The organism is Stenotrophomonas sp. Sm2128, assembly GCF_030985535.1.
Classification (GTDB): Bacteria; Pseudomonadota; Gammaproteobacteria; order Xanthomonadales; family Xanthomonadaceae; genus Stenotrophomonas; species Stenotrophomonas maltophilia.
Genome location: NZ_JAPTFQ010000156.1, coordinates 1 through 1624 on the forward strand (window position 1 = coordinate 1; position 1624 = coordinate 1624).

At 66.0% G+C, this 1624-nt stretch carries 1 protein-coding gene; it reads right to left on the reverse strand.

Going from position 1 to position 1624, the window contains the following annotated elements:
* Window positions 1-63: 63 nt before the first annotated feature.
* A complete protein-coding gene (gene fabV / locus O0K41_RS22205) occupies window positions 64-1323 on the reverse strand; it encodes an enoyl-ACP reductase FabV (protein ID WP_164223292.1) in 1260 nt (419 codons plus the stop codon).
* Window positions 1324-1624: the final 301 nt, after the last annotated feature.

A 1624-nucleotide genomic window follows, 5' to 3' on the forward strand; every position in this document is an offset into this window, starting at 1 on the left:
CCCCCCCCCCCCCCCCCGGCCCCACCAAAAGAGAAGGCCGGCTTTCGCCGGCCTTTTCATTGATCAGGTCATGTCGACCAGATTGTCGATCTTCACGTCCGGATTGACGTCGGCCTCGTAGTCGACACCCTCCACGCCAAAACCGAACAGGCGCAGGAAGTCGGCCTTGTAGCCGGCCAGGTCGCTGATCTCGTACAGGTTCTCATTGGTGACCTGCGGCCACAGCGCGACCACCTTGCCCTGCACGTCTGCCGCCATTTCCTTGTAGTCGGCACGCAGGCGGCCTTCCTCGTCGACCAGCGCGACGGTATGGCCATCGCCATCGACCAGATCGTGGCGCAGGCGATCGATCGCCACGCCGTCGGCCTTGCCGCCGTAGAGGATGTCGTACAGCACGTCCAGCTGCTCGATGCAGCCTTCGTGGGTGCCCTTTTCCTTCATCACCTTGAACAGCAGCGACAGGTAGAGCGGCATGGTCGGAATGGCCGAGCTGGCCTGTGTAACCACGGCCTTCAGCACCGACACGCGCGCGTCGCCGCCGATTTTCGCCAGCTTTTCGCGCAGGCCCAGCACCTTGGTGTCCAGGTCCTTCTTGGCGGCGCCGATCGAGCCGTTCCAGTAGATCGCCTGGGTGATCTCTTCGCCCACGTAGGTGAAGGCCGTGGTGGTGCAGCCGTTGGCCAGCACGCCGGCGTCGGCCAGCGCGTCGATCCACATCTGCCAGTCTTCGCCACCCATCACCGCGACGGTGCCAGCGATCTCTTCCGGGGTAGCCGGCTGCAGGGTGGTTTCCGTGATTACTTCCTTGTCGGTATCCAGGCCGCGCAGGGTGATCGGCTCGCCGATCGGCTTCAGCGTGGAGCTGATGACTTCACCGGTCCTGGGGTGCTTGCGACGCGGCGCCGCCAAGCTGTAGACGACCTGGTCGACCTGGCCGAGATCGGCCTTGATCATTTCGATGGTCTTCGCCTTCACTTCATCGGAGAAGGCATCGCCGTTGATGCTCTTGGCGTACAGGCCGGCTTCGTCGGCGTACTTGTGGAACGCGGCCGAGTTGTACCAGCCCGCGGTGCCCGGCTTGGATTCGGTACCCGGGCGCTCGAAGAAGATGCCCAGGGTCGCGGCGCCGCTGCCGAAGGCAGCGGTGATGCGCGCAGCCAGGCCGTAGCCGGTGGAGGCGCCGATCACCAGCACGCGCTTGGGGCCGTTCTGGATCGGCGGACGCGCGCGGATGTAGTCGATCTGCTGCTTGACCGCGGCCTCGCAGCCGGTCGGGTGGGTGGTGACGCAGATGAAGCCGCGGACGCGCGGTTTGATGACCATGGATACCTCGGGTTGGCAGATGCGGCGCACGGGGCGCTCAGCAGGAATACGGGCGCGCGCCGGCGCGCGCGAACCGCAGGATCGTAGTGCGCGGGGGCCGAATGCACAACCGACGCTGGCGTAGGGTTGTGTTTGTTTTGCAGGGTTGCACCCTGCACCTGCGGTAGTGCCGGCCGCTGGCCGGCAACCTCAACAGCAACGTCATAAGCTGGGTTCCTGTGGGTTGGCGGGGTGGGTCCGGTTGCGGGGGACGCTGCAAGTCCCCCTCCGGGGCCCGGCCCAGCCGCTGGCGGCTGTGCGT